At 41.6% G+C, this 13399-nt stretch carries 11 protein-coding genes and 3 pseudogenes; 2 read left to right on the forward strand and 12 right to left on the reverse strand.

The annotated features are described in order from the left end of the window. Positions 1-76 precede the first annotated feature (76 nt). Positions 77-2245 carry an endonuclease MutS2 gene (locus ACSLFW_RS12700; protein ID WP_436556045.1) on the reverse strand — a complete coding sequence of 723 codons (2169 nt, stop codon included), beginning with the start codon at positions 2243-2245 and terminating at the stop codon, positions 77-79. 179 nt (positions 2246-2424) lie between these two features. Here ACSLFW_RS12700 and ung point away from each other — a divergent pair. Further along, positions 2425-3091 (forward strand): annotated as a pseudogene (ung, locus tag ACSLFW_RS12705) (uracil-DNA glycosylase). A gap of 63 nt (positions 3092-3154) precedes the next feature. Here the strand turns inward: ung and ACSLFW_RS12710 are convergent. The 11 genes and pseudogenes from ACSLFW_RS12710 to ACSLFW_RS12760 all read right to left on the reverse strand — a co-directional run bounded on the left by ACSLFW_RS12710 (position 3155) and on the right by ACSLFW_RS12760 (position 11191). Next, a complete protein-coding gene (locus ACSLFW_RS12710; RefSeq protein WP_436556046.1) occupies positions 3155-4057 on the reverse strand; it encodes a hypothetical protein in 903 nt (300 codons plus the stop codon). Between the two features lie 90 nt (positions 4058-4147). Next, on the reverse strand, positions 4148-4720 hold the full coding sequence (locus ACSLFW_RS12715) for a hypothetical protein (RefSeq protein WP_436556047.1): 573 nt from the start codon (positions 4718-4720) through the stop codon (positions 4148-4150). A 141-nt stretch (positions 4721-4861) separates the two neighbouring features. Continuing rightward, on the reverse strand, positions 4862-5695 hold the full coding sequence (locus tag ACSLFW_RS12720) for a transglutaminase domain-containing protein (protein ID WP_436556048.1): 834 nt from the start codon (positions 5693-5695) through the stop codon (positions 4862-4864). A 91-nt stretch (positions 5696-5786) separates the two neighbouring features. Continuing rightward, positions 5787-6635 carry a substrate-binding domain-containing protein gene (locus ACSLFW_RS12725; RefSeq protein ID WP_436556049.1) on the reverse strand — a complete coding sequence of 283 codons (849 nt, stop codon included), beginning with the start codon at positions 6633-6635 and terminating at the stop codon, positions 5787-5789. A gap of 6 nt (positions 6636-6641) precedes the next feature. Beyond that, positions 6642-7199: a hypothetical protein gene (locus ACSLFW_RS12730; protein ID WP_436556050.1), complete on the reverse strand. Its 558-nt coding sequence runs from the start codon at positions 7197-7199 to the stop codon at positions 6642-6644. Beyond that, a complete protein-coding gene (locus tag ACSLFW_RS12735; RefSeq protein WP_436556051.1) occupies positions 7189-7722 on the reverse strand; it encodes a GNAT family N-acetyltransferase in 534 nt (177 codons plus the stop codon). Before ACSLFW_RS12735 ends, ACSLFW_RS12730 begins: the two co-directional genes overlap by 11 nt. Further along, entirely contained in the window at positions 7719-8246 is a 528-nt protein-coding gene (locus tag ACSLFW_RS12740; RefSeq protein WP_436556052.1) for a GNAT family N-acetyltransferase, read from the reverse strand. Before ACSLFW_RS12740 ends, ACSLFW_RS12735 begins: the two co-directional genes overlap by 4 nt. Positions 8247-8322: 76 nt before the next feature. Next, positions 8323-8637, reverse strand: coding sequence for a VOC family protein (locus tag ACSLFW_RS12745; RefSeq protein WP_436556053.1), 315 nt, complete (start codon positions 8635-8637; stop codon positions 8323-8325). Positions 8638-8815: 178 nt separating this feature from the next. Next, positions 8816-9683: pseudogene (locus ACSLFW_RS12750) on the reverse strand (nucleoside phosphorylase). Between the two features lie 65 nt (positions 9684-9748). Continuing rightward, on the reverse strand, positions 9749-10078 hold the full coding sequence (locus ACSLFW_RS12755; RefSeq protein ID WP_436556054.1) for a translation initiation factor: 330 nt from the start codon (positions 10076-10078) through the stop codon (positions 9749-9751). Between the two features lie 159 nt (positions 10079-10237). Continuing rightward, entirely contained in the window at positions 10238-11191 is a 954-nt protein-coding gene (locus ACSLFW_RS12760; RefSeq protein ID WP_436556055.1) for an isopenicillin N synthase family dioxygenase, read from the reverse strand. 211 nt (positions 11192-11402) lie between these two features. Here ACSLFW_RS12760 and ACSLFW_RS12765 point away from each other — a divergent pair. Next, a pseudogene (locus ACSLFW_RS12765) lies at positions 11403-13382 on the forward strand (alpha-ketoacid dehydrogenase subunit alpha/beta). The last annotated feature ends 17 nt before the right edge of the window (positions 13383-13399 follow it).

The raw sequence follows: 13399 nt of genomic DNA on the forward strand, positions 1-13399 counted from the left end.
ATTTACTTCGTCAGTTCGCCAACGCTCGGGTTACAAATTAGCACAAATTTATTCGTGTTAATTTGTGTAATTCGTGTTATTTCTTCGCTTCAACAAATTCAAGCGATTCTAAACTCACAGTCGAAGTGAAAATCCCGTAATTCACAACGGCTTTATTCTTTTCAATCTTATCAATTGAACCAATTGAGCGGCCATCCTGCATACGAACGCGGTCACCGACTTTCAGCACATGTTTCGGCTTTTCAGGCACCATCGCTGCCTTGATTTTCTTTTCTTTCTTCTCCTTGCGGATTGCCTCGACCTTGACTTCGACTTCCTTGATAATTTGTTTTTGCTTTATTTCTTTTTCCTTGACTTCCTTTACTGTTGCTTTTTTGCGCTTGGAGCTTTCAATTTCGATTATTTTGAGGAATTCGCCGATGACTTCTTTTTTATTTTTGTTGTTGACGTAGCGGTCAGCCATTTCATCGATTTTTTGCCCGAGGTAAATCAGCTTTTGGTTCGCGTCGTATAATTCCTGGTAACTTTCGAGTTTTTGCTTGATTTTTACGTTGATGTTTTCCATCTTTTTGCTTTCCTCACGCGCTTTGGTTTCTTCTTCTTTGAGATTATGAGAAGTTTTTTCTAGCTTGGAGCGCTCTTTCTGCAAAGTCGCAATCGTTTTGTCAAAGCGTACTTTTCCGACTTCAATCTTCTTCTTCGCACGATTGATGAGTCCGAACGGAATGCCATTTTTTTGCGCGACCTCAAATGTAAATGAACTTCCTGCTTGCCCTAAAACCAATTTGTACATCGGCTCAAGCGTCTTTTCATCAAAAAGCATATTTGCATTCATGGCAAAAGGCAGTTCATTCGCCAGAATTTTCAGGTTGGAGTAATGCGTTGTGATAATCCCGAAAGCTTCCCGATGATAAAATTCCTCGAGAAATATTTCTGCCAAAGCGCCACCTAGTTCAGGGTCAGAACCGGTACCGAATTCGTCAATCAGGAACATTGTTTTCCTGTTGCATTTCTTCAGGAAATAATTCATGTTCTTGAGTCGATAGCTGTACGTACTCAGATGATTTTCAATCGACTGGTTGTCACCAATATCCGTCAGGATCCGGTCAAATAAAAACGTCTCGCTGCGTTCATGCACAGGAATCAGCATCCCGGATTGCAGCATCAGTTGTAATAATCCGACCGTTTTCAGCGAAATGGTTTTCCCGCCGGCATTCGGTCCGGAAATCACGATAATGCGTTTTTCCTGATTCAAATCAATGGTCTGCGGATGCGTGATTTCGTTTTTTTGTTTATTATTCAGATACAAAATGGGGTGGTAGGCATCACGGAAATACAATCGCCGTTCTTCGGTAATTGTCGGCAAAATCCCATTGATACGGCTTGCGTATTTCGCCTTCGCGGCAATCACATCAACATCACTCAGAAAATCCTGGTATTGAATCAGAAGTTCTAAATATGGACGGATATTATTGGTCAGTTGTTTTAAAATACGCGTAATTTCTTCCTTTTCTTCGTATTCGAGATTGGCGAGTTCGCGCGAATATTTCAAAGTCGCTTCTGGTTCGATGTAAGCGATGCTTCCGGTTTTGGAACTTCCCAAAATTGAACCTTTCACTTTTCTTCTGTACATCGCCAAAACGGCTAAAACACGACGATTCTGCACAAAACTTTCACGGATTTCATCGAGATAATTGAGCGAATTGTAATGCGTTAATGCCATTCCGAAACTTTGGTTGACTTTTCCGCGCACTAAATTCATATCACGTCGGATGTCGAGTAATGCAGGCGAAGCGTTGTCTTTGATTTCTCCATATTTGTCTACGACTTCGTCAATGAATTTGATGATTTCTTTTGTTAATTGGACTTCCGAAGCTTTTCTGTTCAATGTCGGATAATAATCGTCAAACTTTTTAAAGTATTGTAAAAGCGTATTGGCAGTTTCAGAAATAGTCGCGATTTTCCTGAAACTGCCCACTTCGAGAAAGCTATTTTCAATCGCAAGGAATTTCAATTCATGCGAAATAGCATCAAATCCGTGATTCGGAATCGCATTGTTATTCTGGAACGAAGACAAATATTCCGATGTCTGCAAAAGCGCTTCCATCAAGGTTTCTTTGTCTTTGAAAGGTGTTATTTCGAGGGCTTTCTGTTTGCCGATTTCTGTATTGCAAATCGCCGAAATAGTCTCTAAAACCGTCGGAAATTGTAAATCCTGTAAGGTTTTTTCGGTAATCGATATCATTTACTAAGTTGCTGAGTAGCTGAGTAACTTAGCGCCTGAGTTCAGTATTATAACTAAGCTGGTCAGGTACTCAGGCACTCAGGCAGTATTTCGCACAAAGTTACGAAGAACAGAAGTTAAAATCTATTAAATAAAAGTGCTTGTATGAACGATTTTTTTGACCTTTACGGAAAAAAGCAATGGCGGTAAAAATTGAAGAATCATGGCAGGCAGATTTGAATCCGGAATTTGGAAAACCATATTTCAATAATTTGATGGATTTTGTGAAAAGTGAATATAAAGCGCATACTTGTTATCCGCCTGGAACTGGAAATTTTTGCAGCTTTTGACCATTGCCCGTTTGATAAAGTGGAGGTTGTCATCATTGGCCAGGATCCATATCACGGCCCAAGACAAGCCAACGGATTGTGTTTTTCTGTTCACGACGGCATCGCGATTCCGCCATCTTTAGTCAATATTTTCAAGGAAATCGAAACCGATTTGAATAAACCTTTTCCAAAATCTGGAAATCTCGAAAGATGGGCGAACCAAGGTGTCTTACTTTTAAACGCAACTTTAACCGTTCGCGCGCACGAAGCCGGAAGCCACCAGAATAAAGGTTGGGAAGAATTCACAGATGCGGTGATCAGGCATATTTCGGATAAGAAAGAGAATGTAGTTTTTTTACTTTGGGGCGGGTTTGCGAAGAAAAAAGGCGCTGCCATTAATCGCAGCAAACACCGTATTCTGGAAAGTGGGCATCCTTCACCATTAAGCGCCAATCGCGGATTATGGTTTGGCAATAAACATTTCAGCAAAACGAATGCATTCCTGAAATCAAAAGGAAAGAAAGAAATTGAGTGGTAAAAAAAAAGCAGGAAATAATCAGCTTTCGCCAATCATTTCCCGTTTAATTTCCAAATAAATTGGTTAGGATCTTTTCGCAGTGGTCGGTTCTGTCCGCACACTTTCGATATTTCTGTTGAAGAATTTGCCGTCAGGTGCCGTCGTATACAACGGAATCAAATCATTGAAAATATGACTCAGATAATCCGGCAATAATGTTGGTTTTGGCGATTTATAATCGTGATGGCAGTTAAAGCAACTTCCGTCAAGGTTATAAGAAACGCCGTTTTGAATGTAAGTTTCCATCGTTGCATTGGCCAATTGGCTGCCTCCTACCGCAGTTCCATCTTGTGTATTACCAACAGCATAACTTGTTCCGTCTGGCGCGAATCCGTTGCGTGTCCATGTAGAACCTACGAACATATAATTCTTACGCACATCATTACCTACCAGCATTCCGTCGATTGAATTGTTGATTGAAATCACTTGGCTGTTCGCTTCGGCAACAGTAGCAGTCTGCCTGTTAGGAACACCGCCGTTAGCGAATCCCCATGGTTTGGTGCGTTTTGTATTACTCGGGCTAACCGTATTGTTGGCAGGAGCTCCCGGAAAGTCAGCATAAATACTGTCGCCTTTGTATTTCATGTGTGAGTGATTGTAAGTCGTATCTGCTGAATTTGAATTCAAAATCCAGTCGTTTCCGGTATCTGCCGCGCGGGTTTTTACGATGCTGTCTTTGTCGAGATAAGTATATTCTAAATTTGGCGCCACTTTCTTATGCTCGAAAGTCGACCAGATCATTTCCGGATGTCCGGCGGTACTGCCGACAATATGCATTCCAATCAAAGCCAATTTGGTTTTTGTCTGTTTGCTGATGATCCAGGCGGTTTTTGTTTTGGTGTATGTTGGAATTATCGCATCAATGACGATATAAGAACTTACATCTTTTAATGTGCTGGCTTCTACCCAGGAAGTCTTAAGCTCCATTGCCAGTGTTTCCGGATCGAGTAAAACAGAACCTTTTGTTTTTGCGTATGCGGCAATACTGTCTACTGCAGCTTGTGTAGTAGGAAATCTTTATCCAGACATCTGATTATTTTTAACCGCAGTAAGCCACTGTGCATACACGTCGTTGACCATAGAAATATAATATACGATGGCACCATCTTTAGACATCAATGCATCTCCCGTTGCCTGGCCTTGCTCGCTGTCAACACCGAAACTTTTCTCTACTCCTGGAAAAGCGCTCAATAATTTGCCTTTTTCGTGGCGGATGAAAGTACGCTTTCCTAATGAATCTTCAGGAGAAACGGTGTAGAACGATGGCGATTCCATAACAAATCTTCCATCACCGAATTTTTTTCCTGCAGGCGACGTAATCCACAAGAACATTTGTTCCGACCATTGGTAGAAATCGCAATTTTTCGTGAGTGGAAAAGTGAGACTGTTCGCAGCAGCTACGAAGCCGTTTTCAGTGGCTTTTCCGTCGGCAAACCAAGCGTCGAATTCGGCATTGGTCAAGGTGCATGACGGCAATACATCCTGCGGCAAATAACTTGCGATTTCTGCTTCTTCCCTGGACTTACAAGCCCAGAAAACGGCAATTGCAACTATAGCAACAGCCATTAATTTTAATGTAATTTTTTTCATGATTATTGGTTAAGGTTAATTTTGTTATGACAAATGTAAATGTTAACCTTTGTTAAAATACACGTATAAATACCTGATTTTAAATCAAATTCAGAAAAAATCGCAGAAAGTTAATATAGTGTAAGTGCACCCAGAACTTCCTCAGACATAAAAGGTACAGCCGGGATATTTGGCTGTATAGTCGAGATTGAGCCAGATTTGCCCGTGCTCGTCAATGTGGTAATGCAGTTCTTTTCCTTTGCTTTCTTCCTTGAACAACACTTCTTTAATAAGGTAATTGATGTCTTCGAAATCGGCTTTGGTGCCGATGAGCATTTCGGGATATAAATGTGCATCTGTACTGATAATTCTCGGAGTGCCGCCAACTGCCCTGATGCACGCCGACATCAAAATCGCGTGGTCGTCGCAATCGCCCGAAAAATGTTCGACCGATTCACTGGCGTTGGCAATATATTCCTGGCCTTTCGGGTCGTTGACGTAATTCCAATTGTTCCGGATTTCCTTAAAAACAGCGAAACACTGAATAATCATGCGGTATTTGTGGTAATCTTTTACATTGCGAAAATGCTTCGTTGTCGCCATCAAAGCGAAGTTACGCACTTTCGGATTGTCAAAATCGATGGCTTTCAGGATTTTATTTTTATTCGGAAAAGGAAGCAGTTTGGAAATAATGATATCCTGCGGATTCGGATCATCAGACATCGTATAAATCATCGAGCGATAATCTTCTGCAACGCTTGAAAAGCTGTAGTCGCTGAACAGCGTTCCGTATAAAAGTACCAGTAAATACAGCAGAATGAACGCTAATATGATGCGCCGCACCAATCGCAAAAGAAAATACAAAGCTGTGACAATTACCAAAAACAATAAAATCCTGTCAATGTGAAAATACCAGTCCGGATCAATAAGATTCTGGTGAATGATGATAAAGACCGGGATCGAAATCAGCAGGTTCAACACAGAAATAATGACCAAATCCAGGGCCTTTTGATCTGGAGTTTCTGCCGTATTTCTGCTAAAGTAAATTTGCCGATTTTTATCATGTCAGGAAGTGAGGAACCTCAGTTCAGCTTTTAACAATTTCAGCAAAAGTACCTTTTTTATCAATAATCGAAAGCGTTAGCAATTGATTTTGAACATTGTTTAACATTTCTTCAGACAATTGTTTTTGCGACCATTTGGTGAGCGAAAGCCACTCGCGGATGTCTTTTATTTTTTGGTGGTAATTATCGGAAAGCGTAATGTCAATATGCGGAATCTCCTTGAAAACCTTGGTTCTTTCGTTGATGATTTTCAGGATTTTCCGAACGATTTTAGGATCGCTTTCGAGCAATTTATCAGTAACTGCAATCACGAAGCAAGGCCACGGCGTAGGGCAATCGGCAATTCTACGGAAAGTGCCATTGTCAACAAGCGGTTTCGTCATAAATCTTTCCCACATAAAATAATCTGCTGTTCCGTTGGTCAAGGCCTCAACCGCGCCGCCAATGGTATTGATGGTCACGAATTCGAGTTTTTGCGTGTCCCAGCCCTGATTTCCCGCGTTAACATACGCCATCAATTGCGAGCCTGAACCCGGACGGCTGATGGCAACTTTGGTATTTTCAAGTTCTGAAAGTTTTTTGTATCTGGATCTGGCAGCAACGTGGATTCCCCAGATCAAAGGCGATTCCACATAAACCTGAACGATTTTCGATGGATTTCCCGCAACGATGTCTTTTACGATACCTTCGGTTAAGATTACCGCGATATCAGTTTCGTTGTTGCGCAGCATCTGGCACAGTTTTCCGGTGCCTTCAGGAATGTCTGTCCATTGCAGGTTGATGTTTTCTTTTTCGAATTCATTGTTGTCGATCGACAAATGCCAAGGTAGGTTAAAATGCTCGGGAACGCCCGCGATTCTTATTGTTTTCATTTAGATTCAGGATGATAATGCTTCGATGCATTGCTCGCGGATGTTCCAGAAACCGGTAAATGAGAATGCTGACTGGGAGTCAGAAAGCCATTTTTTCAGGAATGCCTGATGGTAACCGATTTTAAAATCTCCGACCTGCAACGGATCGATTGTTATTTCCTCTAAAATTACGCTTTTTATATTGTCGAAGCAAGCGGTTGGAGAAGTCAAATCGAGATAATCATTTTTGATTTTGAGATAGCAATGCGCTTCCGGAATGAAATCGATGTTATTTTCTGACAAAATTTTGGCAGTTTTTGGTGTATTGGTGCCATTCATCTGATAAATTCCGATGAAAAGCATTACATCTGGAACTTTATTTTCATCGGCTAAAGATTTTAAAAAAGCGTGTTTCGTGCTGCAGCTTCCTTTATTTTCGGAAATGACAAGACTGAAATCTGTGCGCGACGCGTTTCTTCCATAGGGAAGATTTTTAACATATTGAATCGCTTCTGAAAATGTCGCAATACCTTTTTCAAGTATTAGTTGTGTAAATTTTCCGTCTGATGTAAGTCTATTTTCCACGATGAGGCGATTTTTGCTCCAACCAATGGCAAGGCAGGTTTTGATGCAGGTATTGTTCTTTGATTTCCATTCCGATTTTTTGCAAAGCATTGATGGAACTTGCGTTTTCAATATGTGCTGAAGCAAATATAGCCGGCACCTTCATTACGTCAAATGCATGATCGCGCCAAGCTTTCGCAGATTCTTGCGCGTAGCCTTTTCCCCAATGTTCTTCGATGAGCCGGTAACCAATGTCGTAGTAATTGACGTGGTGGTTTTCAGGTTCTGTGACGAATTTGAGTCCGCTCCAGCCAATAAATTCACCTATTTCTTTTAAAATTACGGCAAAACGACCAATGCCATTTTTTTCGTACTGTTCATTGATCATTTGAATGACTTTATGGATTTGCTCAATAGATGTCACCGGATTATTGCCAAGATATTTATGGACATTCGGGTTGCTGTCAAGCGCGAACATTCCTTCGGCATCTGATGGTGTGATAGGGCGCAGGAGAAGCCTTTCGGTTTCGAGAATCAGGTTCATGGTTTGAAATTTTGTTTTTTGATGGTGTACCAATTGTGCAATTCGTTATTGACTGAATATTGGTTCATAAATGTAAAGCCAATTTTTTTTAAAACCGAATTTGAAGCGATATTATCACGAACTGCACAGGCATGAATTTTTGATAATTGCATTGTGTTAAATCCGTAATCGAGCCAAGCCAGTGCTGCTTCGGTTGCGAAACCTTTGCGCCACTGTTTTTCAGAAAAGCGATAACCTAAATCGTAAAAATCAATGTGGTTATTTTCAAGAGTGTTTCTGTATTTTAACCCGGAGAAGCCGATGAGGCGGTTGGTTGCTTTTAGAATTACACCAAATCTTGCAATATTGTTCCTTTCGTATTCAGATATGATTTTTTGGATGTATTGTTTCGCTTCTGCTTTTGTTGTGATTGGATTTCTCAAATAAGCGTTTACATTCGGATTGTTGTTCATCAGAAAAAAATCATCAACATCTGAAATTGTCAGTGGTCGCAATATAAGTCGTTCGGTTATAATTGAATTCATAATTAAATTGAATAAACACAAATTACACAGATTTACACGAATTTAAATAATTTGTGGAAATTCGTGAAATTGGTGTTTACCTTATTTTTAAAGCAGCAATCACAATCCCATATCCATCGGGATCTTGTATCAAAATGCCGTTCTCATTCCAGTATGGATTTTTGGCCTGGCGGATCTTGATATTGCGATTTTTAATGTTTTGCAGCAGTTGATCGAATTTTGTTTTTTCGGTGGGATATAATACAATCAAATCGTCATCGTCTGGCTGATGTACTGGATTTTCCGGCGAAGATGTAAATTCAAAGTGCCAGTCAGATTCAGGGTTTCCGATGAAAATGCCGTTGTAATTGCTGTGATTTTCGAAACTCCCAAGAATTTTAAATTCGAGCACTTTGGTGTAAAAAGCGGTGATTTTTCAAGGTTTCCAGTATGTCGGGCGATTCTTAAATGCATATTGTTTCAGGTTTCTCGGATGCCCTAGCCCCGATAGCAGCAAGTAGCTTTTGTGGCTGGTGTTCAGCCGCAAAACTACTGCGGATAGCGGGATTAGCTTCTAACTAAAAATAAGATTATTTCGCGAGTTTATTCAAAGTGTAAGCAATCAATTCATCGACAGCTTTATACGGGTCGCTGCTGAAAGTGCCCGACGCGCGGTTGGCGATGATGGCGTTGAGCGACAGCGCGTTGTGGCCGAGCAGTGCTGAAAGTCCGTAAATGGCGGCGGTTTCCATCTCGAGGTTGGTGATTGGCGTGTCTTCAAAACTGAAATTATCCATTTTGTTGTTGAGTTCCGGATCCTGGATTTCCAGCGTAAGATGCGGCCTTGCGGAACGGTAAAATCCCCCGGCAGTTGCGGTGATGCCTTTGTGTATATGCTGGCTTTCGATTAACTTTTCGAGTTTTTCGCTGCAGGCGATGGCATAAGGATGGCCTTTCTCGCATCCCAATTGGTATGCTTGATGAAGGCGTCTTCGATATTTTTATTGGAAACTTCGTCGATGCGGTAGGAACGGAGCATGTTGTCGAGGCCGAGGCCGAATTTTGACATTACGAAACTATCGACGGGAATATTTTCCTGCAGCGAGCCTGATGTGCCGATGCGGATGATATTTAACGACACCAGCGTTTCCTTTGGTTCGCGTGTCACCAAATCGATGTTGACGAGCGCGTCGAGTTCGTTTAAGACGATATCGATGTTGTCAGTAGCCTATTCCGGTTGACATTACGGTGATGCGTTTGCCTTTGTAGATGCCGGTTTGGGTTTTGAATTCGCGTTTTTGCGCGGAATATTCGATGCTGTCAAAGAATTGCGTGATTTTTTCTACGCGGTTCTGGTCGCCAACGAAAATGATGTCGTGCGCGATATGTTCCGGAACGCAGGCTCAGGTGGTATACGCTGCCGTCGGGGTTTAGGATGAGTTCTGAGGATAGGATCATGTTTGGGTATAGGGTTTTGGGTGTTGGTATGCCTGAAAACTGCAGTCTGCAATCTGCTGGCTGTTTTATCCGCCGACGCGTTTGACTTTAAAGCCTTTATCTACTAGGATTTTCATGATCTTGTCGCGGTAATCGCCTTGGATGATTATCGAATCGTCTTTGAAGGTGCCGCCGACGCTGAGTTTTGTTTTGAGTTCTTTAGCGAGGATTTTGAAATCTTCGTCTGCGCCGGTGTAGCCTTCTATTATGGTTATGGGTTTGCCTTTTCGTTTTTCGAATTTGCAGATCATGGGTTCTTTTTGCACCCAGAGCTGTTTTTCTTCGGTGGTTGGGGCTTCTTCCGGCTCAGGTTGGTGGTCGGGGAAGAGGTTTTTTAGTTGGTCTTTGACGTCCATTTTACTCGCTTTGCTATTATAATTTTATTGAACACGAATTTCACAAATTTCTAATTAAATCGCGAATATAAATTCGTGAAAATTTGTGAAATCTGTGTCAATCCAAAATGCAAAAGACATCAGGAAAACCCAATGCCTTTTACAAATATAAGCTTATTATTATTTCTTGATCAATCCCAAATCAACCAAACGCTCATGCAGGAATTCGCCGGCAGTGATGTCTTCGTATAATTTCGGATGTTCAGAATCGATGCAATTTTCAAGGCAATCGAGTTTCATATCGCTCACCGGATGCATGAAAAACGGGATCGAATAACGTGAAGTACCCCACAATTCCCTCGGCGGGTTTACCACCTGGTGAATAGTCGATTTCAATTTGTTATTCGTATGGCGCGACAACATATCACCAACGTTAATCACCAATTCATCCGGTTCTGCAATGGCATCCAACCACTCGCCGTCGTGATTTTGTACTTGTAATCCTTTGCCCTGAGCGCCCATTAAAAGCGTAATCAGGTTGATGTCGCCGTGTGCTGCCGCGCGAACAGCCCCGTCAGCAGGTTCATCTGTAATTGGCGGATAGTGGATCGGGCGCAAAATGCTGTTTCCGTTTTTGATATAATTATCGAAATAAAATTCGTCCAATCCTAAATATAAAGCCAAAGCGCGCAATACATAAATGCCTGTTTTTTCAAGCATTTGGTAGGTTTCTTTGCCAATTTCGTTGAAACGCGGCAATTCTTTCACATCCACATTATCAGGATATTCGGAAGCATATTTTGAATCGGCGTCGACATATTGTCCGAAGTGCCAGAATTCCTTTAAATCGCCGGCAGAACGGCCTTTAGCATGTTCCTTTCCGAATGATACATAGCCACGCTGGCCACCGATTCCCGGAATTTCATAGCTGTATTTGGTTTCGAGCGGGAGTGCGAAAAAATTCCTGATTTCGCTGTACAGTTCCTCAACAAGTTTGTCATCTAAAAAATGACCTTTTAGTGCCACGAAGCCAATGTCTTCGTATGCTTTTCCGATTTCATTTACAAATTTTTGTTTACGTGCCGGTTCACCCGACAGGAAATCACGCAAGTCCACACTTGGAATGTTTTGCATACTAAAAATAATTTTGTTAATAACTTTAAAGGCTGTAAAGCCTTGGTATGACAAATGTATAGATATTTTTTGCAATGACATTTTAAAAGTTATAAACATTTTGAAGTTATGCGGAAAACTTAACGCAATCGATTTCAAAATTATCTAACAATCGCAGATAAAACTGTTATTTTTTTATACTTTTGGGAGCGTTAAAAATGACCTGATTATTATGAATTTCGACAGAAAAAACCTCACCGATTTCCAGTTATTAGATTTATATAAAAGAATCCTGAAACCCAGATTGATAGAAGAAAAAATGCTCATCCTGATCCGCCAGGGGAAAGTGTCAAAATGGTTTTCCGGAATCGGGCAGGAAGCGATTTCGGTAGGCGTAACGGCAGTTTTGGATAAAGACGAATACATCCTGCCGATGCACAGAAACCTCGGTGTTTTTACAGGTCGAGATATTCCACTTTATCGTTTATTCTCGCAATGGCAGGGAAAAGCGAGCGGTTTCACGAAAGGCCGCGACCGCAGCTTCCACTTCGGAACACAGGAATTTAAGATTATCGGAATGATCTCGCATTTGGCTCCGCAATTAGGTGTCGCCGATGGTATCGCGTTAGCAAATAAATTAAAGAAAAACGGCAAAATCACTGCTGTATTTACCGGTGAAGGCGCAACGAGTGAAGGTGATTTTCATGAAGCTTTGAATATAGCTTCTGTGTGGGAATTGCCTGTGATGTTCGTCATCGAAAACAACGGTTATGGACTCTCGACACCAACAAATGAGCAATACCGTTGCGAAAACCTTGCGGACAAAGGCATTGGTTATGGCATGGAAAGCCATATCATCGACGGCAACAACATACTTGAAGTCTTCAATAAATTATCGGCATTGAAAACGTCGATGATAGAAAATCCGCGTCCGGTTTTACTCGAATTCAAGACGTTCAGGATGCGCGGACACGAAGAGGCGAGTGGTACGAAGTATGTGCCGCAGGAATTGATGGACATGTGGGCAATTAAAGATCCGGTAGATAATTTCAGGAAATATTTGTTGGACAACGGCGTGCTTTCAGAAGAAAATGATGAGGCTTTCCGTAATGAAATCAAGAAAGAAATCGACGATAATCTGGCCATCGCCAATGCAGAACCTGAAATCGAAGCGACTTACGAAGATGAATTAAATGATGTTTATAAACCTTATGTGTTTGAGGAAGTTAGCCCTTCTGATAAAACTGAAAATATTCGTTTAGTCGATGCCATTTCGCAAAGTTTGAAACAATCGATGGCGCGTCACGATAACCTGGTTATTATGGGTCAGGACATCGCCGAATATGGCGGTGCATTTAAAATCACAGATGGATTTGTGGCGGCTTTCGGAAAGGAACGCGTTATTAATACGCCAATTTGCGAAAGTGCCGTAGTTTCTGCCGGAATGGGACTTTCCATCAACGGGCACAAAGCGATTGTTGAAATGCAATTCGCCGATTTCGTTTCTACAGGCTTCAACCCGATTGTGAATTATCTGGCGAAAGTGCATTATCGCTGGCAGGAAAACGCCGATGTTGTAGTGCGCATGCCTTGCGGCGGTGGTACTCAGGCGGCGCAGCTTTCCATTCTCAAACCAATGAAGCGTGGTTTACGAAAACGCCGGGATTGAAAGTGGTTTATCCGGCTTTTCCATACGACGCGAAAGGACTTTTAAATACCGCGATTAACGATCCGAATCCGGTGATGTATTTTGAGCACAAGCAATTGTACAGAAGCGTTTACCAGGATGTGCCTTCAGATTATTACACGATTCCGTTTGGAAAAGCGGCGTTATTGAGAGAAGGAAATAATATTACGATTATTGCTTTCGGTGCAGCCGTGCATTGGGCTTTGGAAACTTTGGATAAAAATCCCGAAATCTCAGCAGATTTATTCGAACCTGAGAACTTTACAGCCATTGGATAGCGAAGCAATTTACGCTTCAGTGAAGAAAACGGGGAAAGTGATTATTCTTCAGGAAGATTCGATGTTTGGCGGTGTTGCCAGCGATATTTCTGCAATGATTACCGAAAATTGCTTTGAATATCTTGATCAGCCGGTGAAACGAGTTGCAAGTTTGGACAGTCCGATTCCGTTTACGAAGGCATTGGAAGACCAGTATTTGGCGAAATCGAGATTTGAGGAAACCTTGAAGGAATTGGTGGCGTATTAATGTTAGTAGCAGCTTTT

It is taken from the genome of Flavobacterium sp. 3HN19-14, assembly GCF_051373205.1.
Lineage (GTDB): Bacteria > Bacteroidota > Bacteroidia > Flavobacteriales > Flavobacteriaceae > Flavobacterium.

What these genes read in the sequence shown, in the direction of transcription:
- ACSLFW_RS12700 (WP_436556045.1), bottom strand. Translation starts at nt 2,245, where the DNA reads ATGATATCGATTACCGAAAAAACCTTACAGGATTTACAATTTCCGACG.
- ACSLFW_RS12710 (WP_436556046.1), bottom strand. Translation starts at nt 4,057, where the DNA reads ATGGAGCTTAAGACTTCCTGGGTAGAAGCCAGCACATTAAAAGATGTA.
- ACSLFW_RS12715 (WP_436556047.1), bottom strand. Translation starts at nt 4,720, where the DNA reads ATGAAAAAAATTACATTAAAATTAATGGCTGTTGCTATAGTTGCAATT.
- ACSLFW_RS12725 (WP_436556049.1), bottom strand. Translation starts at nt 6,635, where the DNA reads ATGAAAACAATAAGAATCGCGGGCGTTCCCGAGCATTTTAACCTACCT.
- ACSLFW_RS12735 (WP_436556051.1), bottom strand. Translation starts at nt 7,722, where the DNA reads ATGAACCTGATTCTCGAAACCGAAAGGCTTCTCCTGCGCCCTATCACA.
- ACSLFW_RS12740 (WP_436556052.1), bottom strand. Translation starts at nt 8,246, where the DNA reads ATGAATTCAATTATAACCGAACGACTTATATTGCGACCACTGACAATT.
- ACSLFW_RS12755 (WP_436556054.1), bottom strand. Translation starts at nt 10,078, where the DNA reads ATGGACGTCAAAGACCAACTAAAAAACCTCTTCCCCGACCACCAACCT.
- ACSLFW_RS12760 (WP_436556055.1), bottom strand. Translation starts at nt 11,191, where the DNA reads ATGCAAAACATTCCAAGTGTGGACTTGCGTGATTTCCTGTCGGGTGAA.